At 57.0% G+C, this 22,709-nt stretch carries 22 protein-coding genes and 1 riboswitch; of the genes, 13 read left to right on the forward strand and 9 right to left on the reverse strand.

Going from position 1 to position 22,709, the window contains the following annotated elements; translation table 11 throughout:
• Positions 1-16 precede the first annotated feature (16 nt).
• The 4 genes from ACOTX3_RS02075 to ACOTX3_RS02090 all read left to right on the forward strand — a co-directional run bounded on the left by ACOTX3_RS02075 (position 17) and on the right by ACOTX3_RS02090 (position 4,776).
• Positions 17-691: a fimbrial biogenesis chaperone gene (locus tag ACOTX3_RS02075; protein ID WP_058679309.1), complete on the forward strand. Its 675-nt coding sequence runs from the start codon at positions 17-19 to the stop codon at positions 689-691.
• Positions 692-762: 71 nt separating this feature from the next.
• Entirely contained in the window at positions 763-3,258 is a 2,496-nt protein-coding gene (locus tag ACOTX3_RS02080; protein ID WP_058679346.1) for a fimbria/pilus outer membrane usher protein, read from the forward strand.
• Positions 3,259-3,275: 17 nt separating this feature from the next.
• On the forward strand, positions 3,276-4,265 hold the full coding sequence (locus ACOTX3_RS02085; protein ID WP_038420895.1) for a fimbrial protein: 990 nt from the start codon (positions 3,276-3,278) through the stop codon (positions 4,263-4,265).
• Positions 4,266-4,275: 10 nt separating this feature from the next.
• Positions 4,276-4,776 carry a fimbrial protein gene (locus ACOTX3_RS02090; RefSeq protein WP_038984985.1) on the forward strand — a complete coding sequence of 167 codons (501 nt, stop codon included), beginning with the start codon at positions 4,276-4,278 and terminating at the stop codon, positions 4,774-4,776.
• On the opposite strand, the gene dinG is transcribed toward ACOTX3_RS02090, so the two are convergent.
• Complete coding sequence (gene dinG / locus ACOTX3_RS02095; RefSeq protein ID WP_029882481.1) at positions 4,763-6,940, reverse strand: ATP-dependent DNA helicase DinG; 2,178 nt, start codon at positions 6,938-6,940, stop codon at positions 4,763-4,765. The genes ACOTX3_RS02090 and dinG overlap by 14 nt on opposite strands.
• A 97-nt stretch (positions 6,941-7,037) precedes the next feature.
• Positions 7,038-8,390 carry an ATP-dependent RNA helicase RhlE gene (gene rhlE / locus ACOTX3_RS02100; RefSeq protein ID WP_058679310.1) on the reverse strand — a complete coding sequence of 451 codons (1,353 nt, stop codon included), beginning with the start codon at positions 8,388-8,390 and terminating at the stop codon, positions 7,038-7,040.
• A 207-nt stretch (positions 8,391-8,597) separates the two neighbouring features.
• Between rhlE and cecR the strand changes: the two genes are divergently transcribed.
• From cecR to ACOTX3_RS02125, 5 genes are read left to right on the forward strand one after another with little or no spacing between them, the layout of a single operon-like run.
• Entirely contained in the window at positions 8,598-9,275 is a 678-nt protein-coding gene (cecR, locus tag ACOTX3_RS02105; RefSeq protein ID WP_127869244.1) for a transcriptional regulator CecR, read from the forward strand.
• Positions 9,272-10,267 carry a secretion protein HlyD gene (hlyD, locus tag ACOTX3_RS02110; RefSeq protein WP_013097481.1) on the forward strand — a complete coding sequence of 332 codons (996 nt, stop codon included), beginning with the start codon at positions 9,272-9,274 and terminating at the stop codon, positions 10,265-10,267. The genes cecR and hlyD overlap by 4 nt, the downstream gene beginning before the upstream one ends.
• On the forward strand, positions 10,260-11,999 hold the full coding sequence (locus ACOTX3_RS02115; RefSeq protein WP_013097482.1) for an ATP-binding cassette domain-containing protein: 1,740 nt from the start codon (positions 10,260-10,262) through the stop codon (positions 11,997-11,999). The genes hlyD and ACOTX3_RS02115 overlap by 8 nt, the downstream gene beginning before the upstream one ends.
• Positions 11,989-13,122 carry an ABC transporter permease gene (locus ACOTX3_RS02120; protein WP_038984990.1) on the forward strand — a complete coding sequence of 378 codons (1,134 nt, stop codon included), beginning with the start codon at positions 11,989-11,991 and terminating at the stop codon, positions 13,120-13,122. Before ACOTX3_RS02115 ends, ACOTX3_RS02120 begins: the two co-directional genes overlap by 11 nt.
• A gap of 9 nt (positions 13,123-13,131) precedes the next feature.
• Complete coding sequence (locus tag ACOTX3_RS02125) at positions 13,132-14,238, forward strand: ABC transporter permease (protein WP_038984991.1); 1,107 nt, start codon at positions 13,132-13,134, stop codon at positions 14,236-14,238.
• Here the strand turns inward: ACOTX3_RS02125 and ACOTX3_RS02130 are convergent.
• Positions 14,200-14,610, reverse strand: a complete 411-nt coding sequence (locus ACOTX3_RS02130) for a YbhQ family protein (RefSeq protein ID WP_014831155.1) — start codon at positions 14,608-14,610, stop codon at positions 14,200-14,202. The two genes, ACOTX3_RS02125 and ACOTX3_RS02130, sit on opposite strands and share 39 nt — an antisense overlap.
• Positions 14,611-14,743: 133 nt before the next feature.
• Between ACOTX3_RS02130 and ACOTX3_RS02135 the strand changes: the two genes are divergently transcribed.
• From ACOTX3_RS02135 to ACOTX3_RS02145, 3 genes are read left to right on the forward strand one after another with little or no spacing between them, the layout of a single operon-like run.
• Positions 14,744-15,505: an endonuclease/exonuclease/phosphatase family protein gene (locus tag ACOTX3_RS02135; protein WP_013097486.1), complete on the forward strand. Its 762-nt coding sequence runs from the start codon at positions 14,744-14,746 to the stop codon at positions 15,503-15,505.
• Entirely contained in the window at positions 15,502-16,740 is a 1,239-nt protein-coding gene (clsB, locus tag ACOTX3_RS02140; RefSeq protein WP_013097487.1) for a cardiolipin synthase ClsB, read from the forward strand. Before ACOTX3_RS02135 ends, clsB begins: the two co-directional genes overlap by 4 nt.
• A complete protein-coding gene (locus ACOTX3_RS02145) occupies positions 16,740-17,702 on the forward strand; it encodes a lysylphosphatidylglycerol synthase domain-containing protein (protein ID WP_013097488.1) in 963 nt (320 codons plus the stop codon). The genes clsB and ACOTX3_RS02145 overlap by 1 nt, the downstream gene beginning before the upstream one ends.
• Before the next feature lie 83 nt (positions 17,703-17,785).
• On the opposite strand, the gene ACOTX3_RS02150 is transcribed toward ACOTX3_RS02145, so the two are convergent.
• The 6 genes from ACOTX3_RS02150 to moaA all read right to left on the reverse strand — a co-directional run bounded on the left by ACOTX3_RS02150 (position 17,786) and on the right by moaA (position 21,259).
• Positions 17,786-18,493: a Bax inhibitor-1/YccA family protein gene (locus ACOTX3_RS02150; RefSeq protein WP_014831151.1), complete on the reverse strand. Its 708-nt coding sequence runs from the start codon at positions 18,491-18,493 to the stop codon at positions 17,786-17,788.
• A gap of 58 nt (positions 18,494-18,551) precedes the next feature.
• Complete coding sequence (moaE, locus tag ACOTX3_RS02155; RefSeq protein WP_013097490.1) at positions 18,552-19,004, reverse strand: molybdopterin synthase catalytic subunit MoaE; 453 nt, start codon at positions 19,002-19,004, stop codon at positions 18,552-18,554.
• A 1-nt stretch (position 19,005) separates the two neighbouring features.
• Positions 19,006-19,251, reverse strand: coding sequence for a molybdopterin synthase sulfur carrier subunit (gene moaD, locus ACOTX3_RS02160; RefSeq protein ID WP_013097491.1), 246 nt, complete (start codon positions 19,249-19,251; stop codon positions 19,006-19,008).
• Positions 19,244-19,729: a cyclic pyranopterin monophosphate synthase MoaC gene (moaC, locus tag ACOTX3_RS02165; RefSeq protein WP_013097492.1), complete on the reverse strand. Its 486-nt coding sequence runs from the start codon at positions 19,727-19,729 to the stop codon at positions 19,244-19,246. The genes moaD and moaC overlap by 8 nt, the downstream gene beginning before the upstream one ends.
• 3 nt (positions 19,730-19,732) lie before the next feature.
• Positions 19,733-20,245, reverse strand: coding sequence for a molybdenum cofactor biosynthesis protein B (gene moaB / locus ACOTX3_RS02170; protein WP_013097493.1), 513 nt, complete (start codon positions 20,243-20,245; stop codon positions 19,733-19,735).
• A gap of 24 nt (positions 20,246-20,269) precedes the next feature.
• Positions 20,270-21,259, reverse strand: a complete 990-nt coding sequence (gene moaA / locus ACOTX3_RS02175) for a GTP 3',8-cyclase MoaA (RefSeq protein ID WP_058679312.1) — start codon at positions 21,257-21,259, stop codon at positions 20,270-20,272.
• Positions 21,247-21,381, reverse strand: a riboswitch (molybdenum cofactor riboswitch). It overlaps the preceding gene by 13 nt.
• Positions 21,382-21,607: 226 nt before the next feature.
• On the opposite strand from moaA, the gene yvcK reads away from it, so the two are divergent.
• Complete coding sequence (yvcK, locus tag ACOTX3_RS02180) at positions 21,608-22,516, forward strand: uridine diphosphate-N-acetylglucosamine-binding protein YvcK (protein ID WP_013097495.1); 909 nt, start codon at positions 21,608-21,610, stop codon at positions 22,514-22,516.
• Positions 22,517-22,709 lie beyond the last annotated feature (193 nt).

Genomic DNA, 22,709 nt, shown 5'->3' on the forward strand with positions numbered 1-22,709 from the left:
TTATTACGGTGTCACTATGCGAAAATATCTTCTGGCCTCCTCTTTTTTATTGATTGCCTCCGTTGCCCATGCGGGTATTACCATTGGCGGCACGCGCGTGGTCTACCCAGAAAGTAAAAAAGAATCCTCTATTGGGATCACCAACCCGGACAATCTCGATTATCTGGTGCAGTCATGGGTCGAAACGGAAGATAACGCACGTGAGAAAGCGCCGTTCCTGATCACGCCGCCGCTGTTTCGCCTTGATGCGAAGCAAGAGAACGTTCTGCGCATCATCAGAACCGGGGGAAACTTACCTGCCGATCGCGAATCGCTGTTCTGGTTGAATATTAAATCCATCCCCTCTTCTGCGCGCAATGAGAGCGTTAATACGCTGCAGATTGCGATTAAAACCCGCATTAAGCTGCTTTATCGCCCGTCAGGTATTACCGGAAAACCGGAAGATGTCGCCACGCAATTATCCTGGCACACCCGGGGAAACCAGCTGATTGTCGAAAACCCCACGCCGTTTTATATGAATTTCCAGGAAATAACGCTCGACGGTAAAAAGGTCGATAAAGCCACCTATGCCGGCCCAAAAAGTGAAACCCATTTCGCGATACCAGGAAATATTACAGCACACACCGTGACCTGGAAAATCATCAATGATTACGGCGGTATTAGCCAGTCCTATAGCGCACAGATTAAATAACGTCTGGAATAGCGAATATTATTATGAGCTGGGACTACTCCACCGAACCACCCAAACAGCACGGACGCTCAATGCTTATTGCATTGGGCTGCACGTTGTTGGGTGTGTGCGTGCAAAAAGTGCTGGCCGATGATTATTTCAACCCGGCGCTACTGGATATTGATAACCCAGGCCAGGGTAAAACCGACCTCAGTATTTATGAGATTGGTCCCGGTCAGGCTCCCGGTAAATATCACGTTGACGTTTATGTCAACAATAATAAAGTGGCAAGCAAAGAGATTGAGTTCACGCTGAAGAAAGACGCCAGCGGTAAATCAACCCTGCAGCCGTGCCTTAGCGCCGCCCAGTTAAAAAGCTTCGGTATTAATACCGAAAAATTCGGGCAGGACGATAAGGCGCAGTGCATTGACCTGAGCGTGATCCCCTCCGCCAGCGCAACGTTTCATGTTAATCCGCAGCAGCTGCTGTTAAGCATTCCCCAGACCGCAATTACTCATGTACCGCGTGATTACGTCGACCCGCAGGAGTATGACGAGGGAATTAACGCCCTGCTGCTCAATTACAGCTTCACCGCCGGGGAAAACCGCGGCAAAGGTGAGAACGGTAGCGATCAGCGCAGCGAGTTTCTTAACCTGCGTCCGGGTCTTAACCTCGGGGCGTGGCGTTTTCGTAACTACTCCACCTGGAGCAAAACCAGCGGTGACGGTGACGCAGAGAGCCAGTTTTCTTCGGTCTATACCTACGCCCAGCGCGATATTATCGCCCTTGGCGGGAACGTCACATTCGGCCAAAGCTCTTCCCCTTCCGACGTGTTTGACAGCATCTCTTACACCGGGGCGCAGATCGCCTCGGATGACGACATGCTCCCGGACAGCATGAAGGGCTTTGCGCCGGTAATACGCGGTACGGCGCACAGTAACGCCCAGGTTATCGTTCGCCAGAATGGTTACGTCATTTACCAGAACTATGTCGCTCCCGGCGCGTTCGAGATTAACGATCTCTACCCCACCGGCGGAAGCGGCGATTTGAACGTCACCGTGAAAGAGACGGACGGCAGCGAACAGCATTTTGTGGTGCCTTATGCGTCGGTGCCGGTGTTGCAGCGTGAAGGCCGCTTTAAATACAGCCTCACCGCGGGGCGCTATCGCAGCTATGACAACGACGTCGAAAAAACCCCGTTTATGCAGGGTACGGCAATCTACGGATTGCCTTACGGCTTTACGGTCTACGGCGGCGTGCAGGCAAGCCAGTATTACGATGCGCTGGCGCTGGGGGTCGGCAAGAATATCGGCGATCTCGGGGCCTTTTCGGTGGATGTCACCGACGCCAAATCAGAGATGCAGGATCAGGACCCCACTCGCGGGCGCTCCTGGCGCATCCGCTACAGCAAAGATTTCGCCACCACCGGTACCCATTTTTCCATTGCTGGCTATCGCTATAACAGCAAGGGGTACTACACCCTGCAGGACACGCTGGATTCCCATACCCGTAATGACGACTGGGAAACGTCGGACACGCGCCGCAGCCGCGAGGAGGCGACTGTCGACCAGTCCCTGGGCGGGGCGTTTGGTTCCCTGACGTTAAGCCTGGTCAAAGAGAACTACTGGAATTCAAGCCAGGGGATGACCTCACTGAACCTCGGCTACAACAACTCCTGGCACGGCATCAGCTACGGTCTCAGTTACGGACTGGATAAAAACACGCGTGACAGCGGGGATGATAATAATGAGAAAACCAGCGAGCAGACGATCGCGTTTAACGTCTCCGTTCCGCTCGATCGCTGGCTCAGCAACACCTGGGTGAACTACAACCTGAACAGCACGAAGCACGAAACAACCCAAAGCGTGGGTCTGAACGGCACGGCGCTGGCCGGTAATAACCTCAGTTGGGGGGTTCAGCAGGGCCATAGTCAGAGCAGCGGGGACAGCACCAGTCTGAATGCCGATTATAAAGGCACCTACGGCGAAGTGAGTGCCGGGTATTCCCAGGATAACCAGCAACAACAGCTCAATGTCGGTCTTCAGGGCAGCATGATCGCCCATGCGCACGGCATCACCCTTGGTCAGCCGATGGGTGAGACCGCTGCGCTGATCGAAGCGCCGGGCGCAGACGACACCAATGTCACCAATCAGACAGGCATCAACACCGATTATCGCGGCTATGCCATTGTGCCGTACGTTTCGCCATACCGTCACAACACCCTCGCGCTGAACACCGAAACCTTGCCGGAAAATGCCGATATCGACCAGGCCGCCAAAACGGTGACGCCAACGCGCGGCGCCATCGTGCGAGCACATTATGAAACGCACGTAGGCAGTCGGGTGTTGATGACACTAAAACACGCGGATGGTCGCCCGATCCCCTTTGGCGCAACGGCATCTCAGGCCCATCAGGACGGTGAATTTATCGTAGGCGACGGCGGGCAGGTGTACCTCACCGGTATGCACGAGGCAGGTACGGTTAACGTCAGCTGGGGGAAAACCGCCGACAGCCATTGCACGGCAACTTATCACCTGCCCACCAAAGCCGACGGCCCTGTTCTTAACGTTACGGCGCAGTGTGTATGACCCTTCCCGAGGAAAAAATGAACATGTGTAGATATGTCTTCGCACTGCTGGTTTTACTCACGAGCGCGTGTCTGGTGCCGCATGCCCAGGCGGCAACCTCCTGTGACAGCGCCGATCTGCCTTATACCCTTGATGCGGGCACGCTTTCTGTTCCCACAACACTCGATATTGGCGGCGTCATCCCGGGTTCGGCAAAGACCCATACCGTTAACGGCAGCTGTACCGGCACGATGACGAATCACACCCTAATTTCCTGCTATTACGGAACGGGAACGGAAGTGCCTGGCATGCCGGGCGTGTACACCACCAATGTTGACGGCATCGGCATTGAGCTTCTGAACAGCAGCGGGCAGATCGTTCGCGGCAAAGGGTACTCATGCGATACAACCGCCACGCCCATTGGGACGGTCAGCAGCGACAGCGGACAAACATTTTCTTTCAGCTACACCCAGCGGTTAATCAAAACGGCATCACATATCGGTAGCGGTACCCTTTCGCTCGCGCAGGATCCCTATGGATTCGGGGTTTATAACTCTGTGGGGATTTCTGGTGCACGTAATACCAGCCACTATTCCGCCACGGTCAGCGAAAGAACGGCGACCTGTTCTATTGATCCGCTAAATCTGACGGTGACCCTCGGCAATTTCCCGGTGTCGCAATTTACCCACGTGGGCAGCTATACCGCCTGGAAGTATTTCAACATCACCGCTACCTGTACCGAAGAGGTTAATCTTACGGCCTCGGTAACCAGCGCAAATGGCATCAACAGCCAGTATGCAGATGTCCTGAACCTGACGCCCGGCAGCGACAGCGCCACGGGCGTGGGGGTGAGAATGCTGCTTGACGGTGTCGATCTTAAATACGACTACCCAATCCCGGTGGGTGGAAGAGCCGAGCCAGGCGTTCCGGATGTGATCCCCTTCGCGGTGCAGTATTACCAGACGGATGCCAGCGTCACGGCGGGGAAAGCCAATACGATTGCCACCATCGATCTTGAATACCAGTAACGGAGCGAAGATGAAAACGTTATCCCTTTTGCTCGCTCTGACGAGCCTCTCTGCGGGCGCGACCGACGTCACGCTCAATATCGAAGGGAATATTTACGACACCACCTGCCAGGTAGACAGCGCCAGCCAGAACATGGTGGTGGATCTGGGACAGGCCGTCGCCAGTGATTTTAAGGATATCGGCGACACCGGCCCGTGGAAAAACTTCGATTTAAAGCTCACCAATTGTCCGCCCACCCTGACGGTTGCCACCATCAGCGTTGACGGCCCCCGCGATACGGACCACCCCTTTAAATTCGCCAATAGTGGCACCGCCAAAGGGGTGGCATTAGAGCTGGCCGATCGTCTGGATTACATCGTGCTTGCCCCCGAAGCCCGCTTTAGCGTGGTGATTGACGCCGGTACCCACACCGCCGATTTTCCCATGGCGGCACGCTATTACGCTACCGCCCTGCCTGTGACGGCGGGTACCTTCAACAGCGTTGTTCAGGCCACCTTTACTTACCAGTAGGACCGCGCCCCTTAGCACGGATGCTTTTCCGACGCCCGGCAGTCTGTTTTGCCGGGCGTTTTTTTATTTCAGGCACCTCCGGCTGTTCTATCGGGAACACCGGCAGGGCATTCAGCAAGCGCTGACCGTAGTTTTTAGTGAGCAGACGCTTGTCGTAGATCACCACTTCGCCCCAGCAGCCGTGGCTACGAATCAGACGACCCACCTGCTGAATCAGGTTAAACGACGCCGCCGGGAGACTTTGAACCTCAAACGGATAGCGGTTGAGACTTTTCAGCCATTCTCCTTCGGTGATCACCACCGGGCTGTCGATGGGGGGGAAGGCGATTTTATGAATATGCACCTGGGTCAGATAGTCGCCTTTCAGATCCAGACCTTCCGCAAAAGACTGTAACCCCACCAGCACGCTGCGCTCGCCGTTATCGATGCGCTGGCGGTGGAGCTCTACCAGCCGGTAGCGCGGCTGATCGCCCTGCACCAGCAGCAGTAAACGCAGATCGGTAACATGTTCCAGAAAGCGCTGCATGGCGCGTCCGCTGGCAAACAGCACCAGCATGCCGGGGTATTTTTTACTCTCCAGCTGTTCGCGGAAATAGGCGGCCATTTCGGCAATATGCTGCTCTTCGTTATCGATAAGCGGCTCGTAGCGCATGCGCGGGATCACCAGCTTGCCCTGCTCGCAGTGATTAAATGGCGAGTCCAGCGCCACGAAACGGTCCCCCGCTTTTTCTTTCAGGCCGCTCATTTCCTGCAGCCGCGAGAAGCTGTTCAGGGACCGCAAGGTTGCTGACGTTACCACCACGTGCGGCACGCTGCGCCAGATCAGCTTTTCCAGCTGATCGGCCACGCGGATGCCCACGCAGTGGAAAAAGAGGTGCACCTGCCCGTCTCTCACTTCGCGGGTGGCCCATTTGGTCACCGGCGCGCCGGACGCCTGCGCCATTGAGGCCAGCCGCCAGAGTTTGCTTTGCGCTTCAAACATGCCCAGCGCACGGTTCATTTGCAGCAGAATACGGTGCAACCGCACCACGTCATGGGTGCCGGTCTTTTCACTGAGATCGTTTAAGAACATCTCTGCCAGGCCGCGCAGCTTTTCCAGATGCTTCGCCAGCTGCTGGCAAATCTCCATCACTTCGTCCGGCAGCTCCCCCATGGCAAAACGGTGCTCTGCCTCCTGAGTCGCCGGGAGATACAGATTCAGAATGTTGTTCAGGGATGCGATAAGGCCGTAGACCTCTTCACAGTGTTCACTCAGACGCTCGGGCACCGCCAGCGGCGGCGTGGTTTTAGGACGGAACTGCTCCATGCAGGTGGCCACCAGCTTGCAGAACAGATCGAGCTGCAGGCGGAACCACGGGGCCGTGATTTCAGCACTCATCTCCAGCGCATCCCGAGCTACGTCAGGCAAATGGTGGCCTTCATCAAGCACCAGCAGCAGGTTTTTCGGCTCCGGCAGCACCGCTTCGCTCTCCAGCGCCGCCATCACCAGCGCATGATTGGCGACCACCACTTCCGCTTCCTGGATCTCCCGCCGGGCGACAAAAAACGGGCACTCGCGGTAGTAGTGACAGTTACGGTTGAGGCAGCTGGCTTTATCGGTGCTGAGCCTGCGCCATAAATCATCGCCGATGGCCTGGCTGGTGTGATCGCGCAAACCGTCCCATCTGTAGCTGTCGAGATCGGCTTTCAGCTTCGCGCACTGTTCCTGCTCCGCCTTGTTGTTTGGCGTCAGTTCGTCATCAAGAAACGCCAGCAGATCCTGCTGGGTGGGCTCACTGCTGGCGAGCGCCGCCAGGTTACGCGGGCAGACATAACGTCCGCGGCCAAAGGCGGCGGTAAAACGCAGCTCGGGGATAATTTTGCGCAGCAGCGGCAGGTCTTTGCTGAAGATCTGATCCTGTAGCGCCACGTTAGCGGTGCTGACCACCAGCGTCTTTTGTTCTTCCCGCGCAATAGCGATGCCCGGGATTAAATAAGAGAGGGTTTTACCGACCCCGGTTGGCGCTTCAATCGCCAGATGTCGCCCGTCGTCACCGGCGAGCGTTTTTGCCACATCGGCAATCATCTGCCGCTGTGGTGCCCGGGGGATAAAGTCGGGGATCTGCTGCTGGAGTGCCTTATACCAGGCACCAATCTGCGCTTTCAGCGCCGCGGTTAAAGCCATCGGAAAACCTGAAACACTGTATAAACAGCCACTATTGTGGCACTTTATTTTCGTCGCCGCAAAAAGAAAAGCCCGGCTTTACGGCCGGGCTTCCAGATTACTGTGGGTTAGCCGGTTTACGCGGACGGCGACGGCGCTGCCCTTCGCCTGCCGGTTTCCCTTCGCCGTCGCGGCGAGGCGGTTTATTGCCCGACTTCGGCGCACCGCCTTCGGCACGGCGTGGCTGCTGCTGACCACGGCCGCCGCCCTGACCGCGTCCACCGCCGCCACGCTGCTGGCGACCATTCTGAATTGGCTCCGCTTTAATGGACGGATCCACTTCGTATCCCGGCGTTTCAATACGCGGGATCTCTTTCTTCAGCAGACGTTCGATATCGCGCAGCAGTTTGTGTTCATCCACGCAGACCAGCGAGAGCGCTTCGCCAGTAGCCGCCGCACGACCGGTACGGCCGATACGGTGAACATAGTCTTCCGGCACGTTTGGCAGCTCGTAGTTCACCACGTGCGGCAGCTCTTCAATGTCCAGACCACGGGCAGCGATGTCGGTTGCCACCAGCACGCGGATATCACCGGATTTAAAGTCCGCCAGCGCACGGGTACGCGCCCCCTGGCTCTTGTTACCGTGGATAGCCGCACTGCGAATACCGTCTTTGTTCAGCTGTTCCGCCAGGTGGTTTGCACCGTGCTTGGTACGGGTAAAGACCAGCACCTGCTGCCAGTTACCCTGACCAATCATCTGGGAGAGCAGTTCCCGCTTACGCTTTTTATCAACGAAGTGCACGTGCTGGGTCACCTGCTCAGAGGCGGTGTTGCGGCGCGCCACTTCAACTTCCAGCGGGTTATGCAGCAGCTTTTCAGCCAGCGCTTTGATATCGTCGGAGAAGGTCGCGGAGAACAGCAGGTTCTGACGGCGCGGCGGGAGCTTAGCCAGCACGCGGCGAATATCGTGGATAAAGCCCATGTCGAGCATGCGGTCGGCTTCGTCCAGCACCAGAATTTCGACGTTATCTAGCTTCACGGCGTTTTGATGTTCCAGATCCAGCAGACGGCCCGGCGTTGCCACCAGCACGTCCACGCCGCCGCGCAGTTTCATCATCTGTGGGTTAATGCTCACACCGCCAAAAACCACCAGCGAACGAATGTTGAGATAGCGGCTGTAATCACGCACGTTCTCGCCAATCTGCGCCGCCAGCTCGCGGGTTGGGGTGAGGATCAGCGCACGAACCGGGCGACGCCCCTTCGCGTGCGGCTGATTTTTTACCAGCAGCTCTAACAGTGGCAGGGTGAAGCCTGCGGTTTTACCGGTCCCGGTCTGGGCACTGGCCATCAGGTCACGGCCCTGCAGAACGGCAGGGATCGCCTGCTGCTGGATTGGGGTTGGCTCAACGTAGCCCTGCTCTGCGATCGCGCGCAGAATTTCCGGGTTCAGGCCAAGGGAATCAAAAGACATAAAAACTCCGAACCGCCCCGACCATCACAGGTGTAGTTTTCAGGGAGATATAACGAATAGGGGAGGACAAAAACCACAATGTCGCGAAGGGGCGGAGTGTAGCAGCTTTTGTGACGTGGCGCATAAAATATCCCTCCACCTTCCCTCGACGATTTCGCTAATCAGGCATAATCTTAATCAATCGATTGATTAATTTTTAATGCCGCTATGAATACAACCCCGACAACTTCTAAAGGCGAACAGGCCAAAAGCCAGCTTATTGCTGCCGCGCTGGCGCAGTTTGGTGAGTATGGCTTACACGCCACCACCCGGGATATCGCGGCGCAGACCGGGCAAAACATTGCGGCTATCCCCTACTATTTTGGCTCAAAAGAGGATTTATACCTCGCCTGTGCCCAGTGGATCGCCGATTTTATTGGCACGCAGTTTCACCCACACGTGGAGGAAGCCACCGCGCTGCTCAGCCAGCCGTCGCCCGATCGTAACGCTATCCGCCAGCTGATCCTCAACGCCTGCCACAACATGATCCGCCTGCTGACGCACGACGACACGCTGAACCTGAGTCGATTTATCTCCCGTGAACAGCTCTTCCCCACTGCCGCCTACCAGCTGGTGCATGACCAGGTGATTGCCCCGATGCACACGCACCTGACCCGGCTGATTGCGGCCTATACCGGGCAAGACGCCAACGATACCGCTACGATTTTGCATACCCACGCCCTGCTGGGTGAGATTCTGGCCTTCCGTCTGGGGCGAGAAACGATTCTGTTACGCACCGGCTGGACACAATTTGATGAGGATAAAGCCGCGCAGATTAGCCAGGTTATCACCTGTCATCTGGATCTGATCCTGCAAGGCTTAACGCAAAGGAGCCTGAAGTCATGAAAAAACCTGTCGCCATCATTCTGGTGGTTGTTGTTTTGCTTGCCGCAGGCGTCGGTGGCTGGCTGTGGTATCAAAGCCATCAGGATCGCGGCCTGACGCTGTACGGTAACGTTGATATTCGCACCGTGAACATGAGCTTCCGCGTCGGGGGGCGGCTGGCGTCGCTTAACGTGGATGAGGGCGACACCATCAAAACCGGGCAGACGCTGGGGATGCTTGATAAAGCGCCCTACGAGAACGCGTTAATGCAGGCAAAAGCCGGCGTTTCCGTCGCCCAGGCGCAATATGATCTGATGCTGGCCGGTTATCGTGACGAAGAGATTGCCCAGGCTGCTGCCGCAGTCAAACAGGCGCAGGCGGCCTATGACTATGCGCAGAATTTCTATGCCCGCCAGCAGGGGCTCTGGAAAAGCCGTACTATTTCGGCCAACGATCTGGAAAACGCCCGTTCATCACGCGATCAGGCTCAGGCAACGCTGAAATCCGCACAGGACAAACTGAGTCAGTACCACACCGGTAACCGCCCGCAGGATATCGCCCAGGCCAAAGCCAGCCTTGAACAGGCGCAGGCCCAGCTGGCCCAGGCGGAACTCGATCTGCACGACACCACGCTGGTGGCACCGTCTGACGGCACGCTGATGACCCGCGCCGTGGAGCCCGGCAGCATGCTCAACGCCGGAAGCACCGTTTTAACCCTGTCGCTCACCCGTCCGGTATGGGTGCGCGCCTACATTGATGAACCAAACCTCGGCCAGATGCAGCCGGGTCGCGAACTGTTGCTCTATACCGACGGCCGTCCCGATAAGCCGTATCACGGCAAAGTGGGCTTTGTTTCACCCACCGCTGAGTTCACGCCAAAAACGGTGGAAACGCCGGATCTGCGTACCGACCTGGTGTATCGCCTGCGCATTATCGTCACCGATGCGGACGACGCGCTGCGCCAGGGCATGCCAGTCACCGTAAAAGTGAACAGCGGGGAACGACATGAATGACGCGGTTATCCGGCTCGACAATCTGGTCAAACGCTTCGCGGGCATGGAAAAACCGGCCGTCGCGCCGCTGAACTGTACCATCCAGAAAGGCTATGTGACCGGGCTGGTTGGCCCGGACGGCGCAGGCAAAACCACGTTGATGCGGATGCTGGCAGGCCTGCTTAAGCCCGATGAAGGGGCGGCCAGCGTGCTCGGGCTCGATCCGATTAAAGATGACGGTGCACTCCACGCCATGCTCGGCTATATGCCGCAGAAGTTTGGTCTCTATGAAGACCTGACGGTGATGGAAAACCTTAATCTGTACGCCGATCTGCGTAGCGTGACCGGTGAAACCCGTCAGCAGACTTTCGCCCGTCTGCTGTCCTTCACCTCCCTCGGTCCCTTCACCGATCGTCTGGCGGGCAAGCTCTCCGGCGGGATGAAGCAAAAGCTGGGGCTGGCCTGTACCCTGGTCGGCGAGCCGAAAGTGCTGCTGCTGGATGAGCCCGGCGTGGGCGTGGATCCCATTTCACGCCGCGAGCTGTGGCAGATGGTGCACGAGCTGGCCGGTGACGGAATGCTGATCCTCTGGAGCACCTCCTATCTGGATGAAGCCGAGCAGTGTCGCGATGTGCTGCTGATGAACGAAGGCGAGCTGCTTTATCAGGGAGAACCGACGAAGCTGACCCAAAGCATGGCCGGACGCAGTTTCCTGATGCACAGCCCGCAGGAGTCGAACCGCAAACTGCTGCAACGGGTGCTGAAGCTGCCCCAGGTCAGCGACGGGATGATTCAGGGCCGTTCGGTGCGCGTGATCCTGACCAAAGAGGCGACCGAAGCGGATATTCGTCACGCGCCGGGCATGCCTGACATTGAGATGGAAGAGACGGCTCCCCGCTTTGAAGACGCGTTTATCGATCTGCTGGGCGGTGCGGGTACTTCGGAATCGCCGCTCGGGGCGATCCTGCACACGGTAGAAGGTACGCCGGGTGAGACGGTGATCGAAGCCAAATCCCTGACCAAAAAATTCGGTGATTTCGCCGCCACCGATAACGTCAATTTCGCGGTGAAGCGCGGTGAAATTTTTGGCCTGCTCGGGCCAAACGGCGCGGGGAAATCCACCACCTTTAAGATGATGTGTGGCCTGCTGGTGCCTACGTCCGGCAAAGCGCTGGTACTGGATATGGATTTGAAAGTCAGCTCCGGCAAGGCGCGCCAGCATCTGGGGTATATGGCGCAGAAGTTCTCGCTGTACGGCAACCTGACGGTCGAGCAGAACCTGCGCTTTTTCTCCGGAGTTTACGGCCTGCGAGGGCGCGCCCAGGACGAGAAAATCCACCGCATGAGCGAGGCGTTTGGCCTGACAGCTATCGCTTCCCACGCCACGGATGAGTTGCCCCTGGGCTTCAAACAGCGGCTGGCGCTGGCCTGCTCGCTGATGCACGAGCCCGATATTCTGTTTCTGGATGAACCCACGTCAGGTGTTGATCCCCTCACCCGCCGCGAGTTCTGGCTGCACATCAACAGTATGGTGGAGAAAGGGGTAACGGTGATGGTAACCACCCACTTTATGGACGAGGCGGAGTATTGCGATCGCATCGGGCTGGTCTATCGCGGCAAGCTGATTGCCCACGGCACGCCGGATGACCTGAAAGCCCAGGCCGCAGACGACGAGGTGCCGGACCCGACCATGGAGCAGGCGTTTATCACCCTCATCCACGACTGGGATAAGGAGAATGCCGATGCGCAATAACGCGATTTCCTGGCGCCGGGTGCGCGCGCTGTGCATCAAAGAGACGCGTCAGATCGTGCGTGACCCCAGCAGCTGGCTGATTGCGGTGGTTATCCCGCTTCTGCTGCTGTTTATCTTCGGCTATGGGATCAACCTCGACTCCAGCAAGCTGCGGGTTGGCATTTTACTGGAGCAGCAGAGCGAAGAGGCGCTGGATTTCACCCACGCCATGACCGGCTCACCCTACATTGACGCCACCATCAGCGACAACCGGCAAGCGCTTATTCAGAAGATGCAGGCCGGGAAAATCCGCGGTCTGGTGGTGATCCCGGTCGATTTTGCCGCCAACATGGCGCGGGCAGATACCGCTGCACCGATCCAGGTGATCACTGACGGCAGCGAGCCGAATACCGCCAACTTTGTCCAGGGCTACGTAGAGGGGATCTGGCAGCTCTGGCAGATGCAGCGCGCCGAAGACCGGGGCGAAACGTTCGAACCGCTGATCGACGTACAGATGCGGTACTGGTTTAACCCTGCCGCCATCAGCCAGCATTTTATTATCCCGGGTGCGGTCACCATCATTATGACGGTGATTGGCGCAATCCTGACCTCGCTGGTGATTGCCCGCGAGTGGGAGCGCGGCACCATGGAGGCGCTGCTTTCAACCGAAGTGACGCGCCTTGAGCTGCTGCTGTGTAAGCTTATCCCCTACTACTTCCTCGGCATGCTGGCGATGCTGCTCTGTATGCTGGTCTCGGTGTTTATCCTCGGGGTGCCGTACCGCGGCTCACTGGTGCTGCTCTTTTTCATTACCAGCCTCTTCCTGCTGAGCACGTTGGGCATGGGGCTGCTCATCTCCACCGTCACCCGCAACCAGTTTAACGCCGCGCAGGTGGCGCTGAACGCCGCCTTTTTACCGTCGATTATGCTGTCCGGGTTTATCTTCCAGATAGACAGCATGCCCGCGGTGATCCGTGCCGTGACCTACATAATTCCGGCGCGCTATTTCGTCAGCACGCTGCAAAGCCTGTTCCTGGCGGGGAATATTCCGGTAGTGCTGATTATCAATACCCTGTTTTTGCTGGCGTCGGCGGCGATGTTTATTGGGCTGACGTGGATGAAAACCAAACGGCGTCTGGATTAAGGAGCGAACATGTTTCACCGTTTATGGACGTTAATACGCAAAGAGCTGCAATCGCTGCTGCGCGAGCCGCAAACCCGCGCCATTCTGGTGTTGCCGGTGCTCATCCAGGTGTTTCTGTTCCCTTTTGCCGCCACGCTTGAGGTGACCAACGCCACCATCGCGATTTACAACGAAGACAACGGTAAACATTCCGTCGAGCTGACCCAGCGCTTTGCTCGGGCGAAGGCTTTTACTCATATCCTGCTGCTGAAAAGCCCACAGGCGATCCAGCCCACCATCGATACCCAGAAAGCGCTGCTGCTGGTGCGTTTTCCGGCTGATTTTTCCCGCAACCTGGACACCTTCCAGCCCGCGCCCATGCAGTTGATCCTCGACGGGCGTAACTCCAACAGCGCGCAGATTGCCGCGAATTATCTGCAACAGGTGGTGAAGGATTATCAGCAGGAGTTGATGGAGGGGAAACCGAAGCCCAACAACAGCGAGCTGGTGGTACGTAACTGGTACAACCCAAACCTGGACTACAAATGGTTTGTGGTGCCGTCGCTGATCGCCATGATTACCACCATTGGGGTGATGATCGTCACCTCCCTGTCCGTCGCCCGCGAACGCGAGCAAGGTACGCTCGATCAGCTGCTGGTCTCCCCGCTGGCGACCTGGCAAATCTTCGTCGGTAAAGCGGTTCCCGCCCTGATTGTTGCCACGTTCCAGGCCACCATCGTGCTGGGCGTGGGGATCTGGGCCTACCAGATCCCGTTCGCCGGGTCGCTGGCGCTGTTCTACTTCACGATGCTGATCTACGGGCTGTCGCTGGTCGGGTTTGGCCTGCTGATTTCCGCGCTCTGCTCCACGCAGCAGCAGGCGTTTATTGGCGTGTTTGTCTTTATGATGCCGGCCATCCTGCTCTCCGGGTATGTTTCGCCGGTTGAGAATATGCCGGTGTGGTTACAGGATCTGACGTGGATAAACCCGATTCGTCACTTTACGGATATCACCAAGCAAATTTATCTGAAGGATGCGAGTCTGGATATTATCTGGGGAAGTTTGTGGCCGCTACTGGTCATAGCGGCCACGACGGGGTCAGTGGCGTACGCGATGTTTAGACGCAACATTGCGTAGCTTTTTCTCTTTGGCCAGCAAAGAGACCACCGCAGGCCCTGCAAGAATGGCCAAACCGGCCAGCGCCAGCAGCAGGTTGTTTTGCAGCACGCGGGACAGCAGCCACAGCACAATCATTGCGGCACCAAAGTACCAGGTGGTGGTGAGCTCTTCGAGCACATCACCCACCTCGCGCCAGCGCGCTTCATGATGGCGCTGCAGGAACAACATCGACAGCACGGTGACGCCATAGAGGACGCATAGTCCTAGGCCAACACGCACCAGCGTGCCGCTCATCCAGCCCATCACCAGTACGGCCACGACCAGTAAATGCAACATTATCTGCCAGCAACTTAGACCCGTTGCGACACGAACACGTTGTTGCCACTTCATGGCTTCTCTCCTGAAGGATTTTTCTCTGCTTAATCAGACTACCGCACTTTACGGAAAATTCCGTAACACCGCATCTTTTTGTGACGACGACTACACTTTATTTTCATTGGGATAGTCACTCAGGAAGGAGCTTATGACCAAAAAAATGCAGCATTTCTCGCTTAAAGTGCTGACGATAAACATTCATAAAGGCTTCACAGCATTTAATCGCCGCTTCATTTTACCGGAGCTGCGCGACGCGGTTCGCACCGTCAGCGCGGACATTGTCTGCCTGCAGGAAGTGATGGGCGCGCACGAGGTCCATCCGATGCACTTCGAAAACTGGCCCGACACGCCCCACTATGAATTTCTGGCCGACACCATGTGGAGTGATTACGCTTACGGCCGCAATGCGGTCTATCCTGAAGGGCATCACGGAAATGCGGTGTTGTCGCGTTATCCCATTGAACATTACGAGAACCGGGACGTCTCCGTCGGCGAAAGCGAAAAGCGTGGGCTGCTGTATTGCCGTATCGCCCCGCCGGATCTCGATTTTCCGGTGCACGTTGGCTGTGTGCATCTCGGTCTGCGGGAAGCGCATCGCCAGGCACAGCTGCAGATGCTGGCCGAGTGGACTAACGCCCTGCCCGAAGGAGAGCCGGTGGTCATTGCCGGAGATTTTAATGACTGGCGGCAGCGGGCTAACCACCCTCTGAAGGTGGAGGCCGGGCTGGAGGAGATTTTCACCCGCGCGCACGGCAGACCTGCGCGCACGTTTCCGGTGCGCTTCCCGTTGCTGAGGCTTGACCGCATTTATGTGAAAAACGCCCATGCCAGCAGCCCGACCGCGCTGGCGTTGCTTAACTGGCGCCACCTTTCCGACCATGCCCCGCTGAGCGCGGAGATCCACTTATGAAATGTACCTGGCAGGAAGGCAACCGGATCACGCTGCTGGTCAACGGGGACGAATATTACCCCGCCGTTTTTGATGCGATAGACCGCGCGCAGCATAAAGTGATCCTCGAGACCTTTATCTGGTTTGAAGATGATGTGGGCAAACAGTTGCACAGCGTGCTGCTGCGCGCCGCCCAGCGCGGCGTCAAAATTGAAGCGCTGCTGGATGGCTATGGCTCGCCCGATCTTAGCGATGCGTTCGTGAATGAACTCACTGCCGCAGGCGTTGTGTTCCGCTACTACGATCCCGGCCCTCGCCTGTTCGGCATGCGTACCAATCTCTTTCGCCGGATGCACCGCAAAATCGTCGTCGTTGATGAGACGGTGGCGTTTGTCGGTGGCATTAACTACTCCGCCGAGCATATGTCTGACTACGGCCCGGAGGCCAAGCAGGATTACGCCATCCGCATCGAAGGGCCTGTGGTTCAGGACATTTTGCTGTTTGAACTGGAAAACTTACCCGGCAAAGAGGCCGCCCGGCGCTGGTGGAAGCGACGCCATCGTCCGGAAGAGAACCGGAAGCCCGGCGAAGCGCAGGCGCTGTTCGTCTGGCGGGATAACGGCGAGCACCGGGACGATATTGAGCGCCACTACCTGAAAATGCTGGCGAACGCCAAACGCGAAGTGATCATCGCCAACGCCTACTTCTTCCCGGGCTACCGGCTGCTGCACGCCATGCGCAGTGCTGCCCGACGCGGCGTCCGCGTGAAGCTGATTGTGCAGGGCGAGCCGGATATGCCCATCGTCAAAGTCGGCGCGCGGCTGCTCTATAACTACCTGCTCAAAGGCGGAGTGCAGATCTACGAATACCGTCGCCGACCGCTGCACGGCAAAGTCGCGCTGATGGACGATCACTGGGCGACCGTCGGCTCCAGTAACCTCGATCCGCTGAGCCTGTCGCTCAACCTGGAAGCGAACCTGATCATTCACGATCGTCAGTTTAACCAGACCCTGCGGGATAACCTGCAGGGTCTGATCGTCAACGACTGCGTGCGCGTGGACGAGTCCATGGTGCCAAAACGCACCTGGTGGAATCTGGGGATCAGCGTAGTGGTGTTCCACTTCCTGCGCCATTTCCCGGCGATGGTGGGCTGGCTGCCGGCGCATACCCCAAAACTTGCGCTGGTGGATCCGCCTGTTCAACCCGAGATGGAAACCCAGGACCGCATTGAGGCGGAAGATGGAGGGAAAACCTGATGTCTAAATCGCATCCACGCTGGCGAATGGCGAAAAAGATCCTGACCTGGCTGTTTTTTATTGCCGTTGCGGTGCTGCTGGTGGTTTACGCGCAAAAGGTGGACTGGGAAGAGGTGTGGAAAGTCATCCGCAACTACAACCGGATGGTGCTGCTGGGAGCGGTTGGGCTGGTGATTGTCAGCTATCTGATGTACGGCTGCTATGACCTGCTGGGCCGCGCCTACTGCGGCCACAAGCTGGCAAAACGCCAGGTCATGCTGGTGTCGTTTATCTGCTACGCCTTTAACCTGACGCTCAGCACCTGGGTCGGGGGGATTGGCATGCGCTATCGCCTGTACTCGCGCCTGGGACTGCCCGGTGGGACCATCACGCGTATATTTTCGCTGAGCATTACCACCAACTGGCTGGGTTATATTCTGCTGGGTGGGGTGATCTTTACCATCGGCGTGGTGCAGTTGCCCGCACACTGGTATATCGATGAAGCCACGCTGCGGATTTTGGGTTTCGCGCTCCTGCTCATTATCGCCCTGTATCTCTGGGCCTGCGCCTTTGCCAGACGCCGCCATATGACCATCAAAGGGCAAAAGCTGGTTTTACCCTCATGGAAATTTGCCGTGCTGCAGATGGCGGTCTCCAGCGCCAACTGGATGGCGATGGGGGCAATTATCTGGCTGCTTATTGGCGAAGATGTGAATTATTTCTTCGTGCTGGGGGTGCTGCTGGTGAGCAGTATTGCCGGGGTGATCGTACATATTCCGGCCGGGATTGGGGTGCTGGAAGCGGTATTTATCGCCCTGCTTGCCGGAGAACATGTTTCTCATGGGACGATTATCGCCGCCCTGCTCGCCTACCGCATGCTCTATTACTTCCTGCCGCTGGCGCTGGCCACGGTCTGTTATCTGGTGCTTGAGAGCCGGGCGAAGAAGCTGAGAGCGAAGAACGAGAAGGCGATGGCAAAATAGGCGCAGCGGTCTGATGCCCTCACCCCGGCCCTCTCCCACAGGGAGAGGGAGAAAAACCGCACCGTTAGGGTGAGGGGCAGTATTTAACGACGGTTGCCGAAAATACGCAGCAGCATCAGGAACAGGTTGATGAAGTCCAGATACAGCGTCAGGGCGCCCAGAATTGAGTATTTACGCAGGTTGGAACTGTCACGCACGTCAATCTGCTCACCGATGTTTTTCAGCTTCTGGGTGTCGTAGGCGGTTAAGCCAACGAAAATCACCACCCCGATATAGGTCACCGCCCACATCAGCGCGTCGCTCTTCAGCCACAGGTTTACCAGCGACGCCAGCACAATCCCGATCAACCCCATGAATAGCATGTTGCCAAGACCGCTGAGGTCACGTTTGGTGGTGTAACCGTACAGGCTCATCACACCAAACATCCCGCCGGTGACCACAAAGGTGCTGGCGATGGAGGAGTAGGTATAGACGATGAAAATGCTGGAAAGCGTCAGTCCCGTCAGTGCCGAATAGAGCATAAACAGGGTGGTCGCCATCCCGGCACTCAGCTTCTGTACCAGACCGGAGAGCACAAACACCAGTGCCAGTTGCGCAATGATCAGCCCAAAGAAGGTGATTTTGCTGGAAAAGATAAACATCATCAGTTCAGGGGTATTGGCCGCATACCACGCGATAAATGCGGTAAGCAGTAAGCCCACCGTCATCCAGCCATAAACCTGAGCCATATACGTCTGCAGGCCACTACGGGTCTGCTGTACTATCGAATCGGAACGCGGAAATCGGTCCATGATTCACTCCTGATTAAGTAGACACACACGTTAAGACTAACACATCCACATAAACCTGTTACCAACGGCTGGCGGCCTGTTTGTCGCTGTCGCGCGATTCAACCCACCGCTCCCCCTCCGGCGTCGCTTCACGTTTCCAGAACGGGGCTTTGGTTTTCAGATAATCCATGATGAACTCCCCGGCGGCAAACGCGCTGCCGCGATGGGCACTGGTCACCCCCACGAAAACGATCTCCTCGCCCGGCCACATCTCACCGATGCGGTGGATAACCGTCACACGCCCGAGCGGCCAGCGGCCTCGCGCCTCTTCGACGATCGCAGCCAGAGATTTCTCGGTCATGCCCGGATAGTGTTCCAGCGTAAGCGCTTTTACGCTGTCGCCAAGGTTATGGTTACGCACTTTACCGGTGAAGGTCACAACAGCACCGTCTTCATCGCGCTCTGCCAGCCAGTGATATTCCGTACCGACATTAAAGCGCTCAGGGCTAACCAGAATTCGCGTATCAGCCATCTTAACCCCCCGTCACCGGTGGGAAGAAGGCCACTTCATCACCTGCCGCCAGCGGATGGGTAAACTCCACCAGCGTCTGGTTGACGGCGGCCAGCAGCTTCCCTTCATCCAGCGCCAGCGCCCAACGGTCGCTTTGCGCCGCCAGATGCGCACGCAGTGCGGCAACGTCTTTAAACGTCGCTTCCAGCGTCAGGCTGTCGGTATTCACCAGTTCACGCACCTGGGCAAAAAAGAGCACCTTAATCATGGCTGTCCACCTTAAAATCACCGGATTTGCCGCCGCTTTTCGCCAGCAGACGAACCGGGCCAATCACCATATCTTTCTGCACCGCTTTGCACATATCGTAGATAGTCAGCGCGGCAACGGACGCCGCCGTCAGCGCTTCCATCTCCACGCCCGTTTTACCGGTTAAACGACACAGCGATTCGATGCGCACGCGGTTGTGCTCTGGCTGGGCCTGAAGATTGACCTCCACCTTGCTGAGCATCAGCGGGTGGCAGAGCGGAATTAAGTCCCAGGTGCGTTTCGCCGCCTGGATCCCGGCGATGCGGGCAGTGGCAAAGACATCACCCTTATGGTGGCTACCGTCGATAATCATCGCCAGGGTGTCTGGCAGCATGGTAACGAACGCTTCGGCACGCGCCTCGCGGACCGTTTCGGCCTTGGCAGAAACGTCCACCATATGCGCTTCGCCAGCGGCGTTAATGTGGGTCAGTTGCGACATAGCTTATTTCTTTAAATGGGGATGAAAATTACACGGACGGGTACGGGCATCCAGCTGCGGGGCGATAATGTTGTCCCACGCGGTGCGGCAGGCTTTGGTCGAGCCCGGCATGGCGAATATCAGGGTGTTGTTCGCCATGCCCGCCACCGCACGTGACTGCAGCGTCGAGGTACCAATCTCTTCAAACGACAGCATGCGAAACACTTCGCCGAAGCCTTCTACCTCGCGGTCGAACAGCGGGATAAGCGCCTCTGGCGCCTGGTCGCCTGCGGTAAAACCGGTGCCGCCGGTGATCAACACCACCTGCACTTCATCGCTGGCAATCCACTGGGAGACCTGTGCGCGTATGGCATAGCGGTTCTCTTTGACGATCGCTTTATCGACGATCTTATGCCCGGCGTCATGGGCGGCTTCGCGCAGCCAGTGGCCGGAGGTGTCATCCTCTTCGCCACGACGGTCGGAAACGGTAAGGATGGCAATACGTGTCGGGATAAATTCCGCGCTGACCTGACTCATCTTCTGGTTCCTTCTTAAGCCTGATTACCCGCCAATGTATGACAGGTTCTGAGTAATGCCGGTGTTGCCCTGATGCAGGAAGTGGGTCTGTTTTTTATGCGTCAGCGCCTCAGAAATACGCGCTTCCAACGCGGTCTGTTGCGCATCGTCTTCCAGCAGATCGCGAAGGTTAACGCCGCCATCCCCGAACAGACAGAGATGCAGTTTGCCCACCGAGGAGACGCGCAGGCGGTTACAGCTGGCGCAGAAATCTTTCTCGTAAGGCATGATAAGCCCAATCTCCCCTTCGTAATCCGGGTGACAAAAGACCTGCGCCGGGCCGTCGCTGCGCTGGCGGATCTGGTGGATCCAGCCGCGTTTAAGCAGCTCATCGCGCAACACCATGCCGGAGATATGGTGGCGGCGGAACAGCTCGCTGCCCTCGCCCGTCTCCATGAGTTCAATAAACCGCAGTTGAATGGGGCGGGATTTGATCCACGCCAGGAAGGTGTCCAGTTGATGATGGTTTACATCACGCATCAGCACGGTGTTGACTTTGACCTTATCGAACCCGGCGGTAAACGCAGCATCAATACCGTCCATCACCTGCTGGAATTTATCCTGGCCGGTAATGGCATGAAACTGACGGGCGTCCAGGCTATCCACGCTGACGTTAATGGCCGTTAAGCCCGCATTACGCCAGGTTGCGACATCGCGCGCCATGCGGTAGCCATTGGTGGTCACCGCAATCTGACGGATGCGTTCGTTTTCACGCACGGCGGCAATAATGTCGGGGAAGTCACGGCGCAGCGAAGGTTCTCCGCCGGTCAGACGCACTTTTTCCGTGCCGAGTGCCGAGAACGCGCGCGTAACGCGGCGAACTTCATCCACGGAAAGAAAGCCGTTATTGGTGACACTGCCCGGTTTGTAGCCGTCGGGCAGACAGTAGGTGCAACGGAAGTTGCACACATCGGTAATCGACAGACGTAAGTAGTAAAACTTACGCGCGAAAGCATCAGTAAGTTGTGAAGCCATGTACACCTTTCCAGATACGGGAGGCACAGTCATTTCTTTCTGTACCCTGGTGGCATAGTTGCCACGGCCAGGGCGCCATATCTTTCGACACAGGCACCAGGGCTAGAGTGTATGTTTTCAAATTTGAAAACGTGGTTATGGCGATAGTAGCGCGTAAATCACCCTTTCGCCATTATCGCTTAACGCTATATAAACATGTATATAGCGACCTGATCATGCATTTTCGTTACAGAATACGCCAAAACAGCAGATTCGCATTGATATACGTCATTTTGCCCTGGCTGAGGCATCGTCTTTTAGGGGTAGTTAGGTTACTGTTACGCAGATCGAACGTGATAAGGAATATGTATGCGCAATCGCACTTTTGCGGATCTTGACCGGGTGGTGGCACTGGGTGGAGGCCATGGTCTGGGCCGGGTGATGTCCTCTTTGTCATCCCTTGGCTCAAGACTGACAGGGATAGTAACAACAACGGATAACGGCGGATCGACGGGGCGGATCCGACGCGCAGAAGGCGGCATTGCCTGGGGCGATATGCGTAATTGCCTGAATCAGTTAATTACCGAACCGAGCGTCGCCTCGGCGATGTTTGAGTACCGTTTTGGCGGTAACGGGGAACTTTCCGGGCATAACCTTGGAAATTTGATGCTTAAAGCGCTGGATCACCTGAGCGTGCGCCCGCTGGAAGCGATCAATCTCATCCGCAATCTGCTCAAAGTGGATGCGTTCCTGATCCCGATGTCTGAACAACCGGTCGATTTGATGGCCATCGACGTGGAAGGCCATGAAGTGTACGGCGAAGTGAATATTGATCAGCTTACGCTGCCGCCGAAAGAGCTGATGACTTACCCGGCCGTTCCCGCCACGCGCGAAGCGGTTGAGGCCATCGCCGAGGCGGATTTGATCCTGATTGGCCCGGGCAGTTTTTACACCAGCCTGATGCCGATTTTACTGGTGAAAGAGCTGGCGCAGGCCCTGCGCAGAACGCCCGCCCCGATGGTGTACATCGGTAATTTAGGTCGCGAATTGAGTCCAGCAGCGGCCAGCCTGTCGCTGGCGGATAAACTGGAGCTGATGGAGCAGTACGTCGGTAAAAAAATCATCGACGGTGTTGTGGTCGGGCCGAAAGTGGATGTAACGGGCATTGGCGATCGCGTGGTGGTGCAGGAGCCGCTGGAGGCCAGCGATATCAAATACCGTCATGACCGTCACTTGTTGCGTGACGCGCTGGAGAAGGCGATTCAGGAGTTGGGTTAGGCTCGTTTTGTGCGGCCTGATGCCCTCATCCTGGCCCTCTCCCACAGGGCTGAAGGTTCCCCACAAAATAATGCCTGCACGGAGGGCCCCCTCTCCCTTGAGGGTGTACAGTCCGGGGACATGGTTGACAGGTGTTCGGGGACATGGTGAACACTTTTTAACATCCTTTACCCATGGTGATCGACTTTTTCTT

It is taken from the genome of Enterobacter cloacae complex sp. IR5384 (assembly GCF_049237265.1).
GTDB lineage: Bacteria > Pseudomonadota > Gammaproteobacteria > Enterobacterales > Enterobacteriaceae > Enterobacter > Enterobacter cloacae.

Coding starts and splice junctions, on each gene's coding strand:
- ACOTX3_RS02135 (WP_013097486.1), top strand. CDS start 14,744: ATGACCAAAAAAATGCAGCATTTCTCGCTTAAAGTGCTGACGATAAAC.
- ACOTX3_RS02125 (WP_038984991.1), top strand. CDS start 13,132: ATGTTTCACCGTTTATGGACGTTAATACGCAAAGAGCTGCAATCGCTG.
- ACOTX3_RS02075 (WP_058679309.1), top strand. CDS start 17: ATGCGAAAATATCTTCTGGCCTCCTCTTTTTTATTGATTGCCTCCGTT.
- rhlE (WP_058679310.1), bottom strand. CDS start 8,390: ATGTCTTTTGATTCCCTTGGCCTGAACCCGGAAATTCTGCGCGCGATC.
- ACOTX3_RS02145 (WP_013097488.1), top strand. CDS start 16,740: ATGTCTAAATCGCATCCACGCTGGCGAATGGCGAAAAAGATCCTGACC.
- clsB (WP_013097487.1), top strand. CDS start 15,502: ATGAAATGTACCTGGCAGGAAGGCAACCGGATCACGCTGCTGGTCAAC.
- moaA (WP_058679312.1), bottom strand. CDS start 21,259: ATGGCTTCACAACTTACTGATGCTTTCGCGCGTAAGTTTTACTACTTA.
- ACOTX3_RS02150 (WP_014831151.1), bottom strand. CDS start 18,493: ATGGACCGATTTCCGCGTTCCGATTCGATAGTACAGCAGACCCGTAGT.
- ACOTX3_RS02090 (WP_038984985.1), top strand. CDS start 4,276: ATGAAAACGTTATCCCTTTTGCTCGCTCTGACGAGCCTCTCTGCGGGC.
- cecR (WP_127869244.1), top strand. CDS start 8,598: ATGAATACAACCCCGACAACTTCTAAAGGCGAACAGGCCAAAAGCCAG.
- moaC (WP_013097492.1), bottom strand. CDS start 19,729: ATGTCGCAACTGACCCACATTAACGCCGCTGGCGAAGCGCATATGGTG.
- moaE (WP_013097490.1), bottom strand. CDS start 19,004: ATGGCTGATACGCGAATTCTGGTTAGCCCTGAGCGCTTTAATGTCGGT.
- hlyD (WP_013097481.1), top strand. CDS start 9,272: ATGAAAAAACCTGTCGCCATCATTCTGGTGGTTGTTGTTTTGCTTGCC.
- ACOTX3_RS02115 (WP_013097482.1), top strand. CDS start 10,260: ATGAATGACGCGGTTATCCGGCTCGACAATCTGGTCAAACGCTTCGCG.
- yvcK (WP_013097495.1), top strand. CDS start 21,608: ATGCGCAATCGCACTTTTGCGGATCTTGACCGGGTGGTGGCACTGGGT.
- dinG (WP_029882481.1), bottom strand. CDS start 6,940: ATGGCTTTAACCGCGGCGCTGAAAGCGCAGATTGGTGCCTGGTATAAG.
- ACOTX3_RS02120 (WP_038984990.1), top strand. CDS start 11,989: ATGCGCAATAACGCGATTTCCTGGCGCCGGGTGCGCGCGCTGTGCATC.
- ACOTX3_RS02080 (WP_058679346.1), top strand. CDS start 763: ATGCTTATTGCATTGGGCTGCACGTTGTTGGGTGTGTGCGTGCAAAAA.
- ACOTX3_RS02085 (WP_038420895.1), top strand. CDS start 3,276: ATGAACATGTGTAGATATGTCTTCGCACTGCTGGTTTTACTCACGAGC.
- moaB (WP_013097493.1), bottom strand. CDS start 20,245: ATGAGTCAGGTCAGCGCGGAATTTATCCCGACACGTATTGCCATCCTT.
- ACOTX3_RS02130 (WP_014831155.1), bottom strand. CDS start 14,610: ATGAAGTGGCAACAACGTGTTCGTGTCGCAACGGGTCTAAGTTGCTGG.
- moaD (WP_013097491.1), bottom strand. CDS start 19,251: ATGATTAAGGTGCTCTTTTTTGCCCAGGTGCGTGAACTGGTGAATACC.